A 258-nucleotide genomic window follows, 5' to 3' on the forward strand; every position below is an offset into this window, starting at 1 on the left:
CTCAGGATCGGGTCGACCTCGTCATCCTCGACGAGCCGACATCGTCGCTCGATGCGCATACGGCGGGCCAGCTGCTGGCCTTCGTGCGCCGCTTCGTCGCCGGCGGCAAAAGCTGCATCCTGATCTCGCATGTGCTGGGTGAGGTGCTGCGCAACGCCGATCGCATCGTGGTGATGCGCGACGGCAAGGTGGTTGTCGCCGACGCCGCCAGTGCCTTCGACCGCGACCGGCTGGTGACGGCGATGGGCGGAGCGGAGG

General features: G+C 68.2%; 1 pseudogene. It reads left to right on the forward strand.

Annotation, left to right across the window (positions count from 1 at the left end):
- Nucleotides 1–258, forward strand: a pseudogene (locus tag EOC06_RS39085) (sugar ABC transporter ATP-binding protein); the annotation flags it as partial.

This window comes from Mesorhizobium sp. M7A.F.Ca.MR.362.00.0.0, from assembly GCF_004023175.1.
GTDB lineage: Bacteria > Pseudomonadota > Alphaproteobacteria > Rhizobiales > Rhizobiaceae > Mesorhizobium.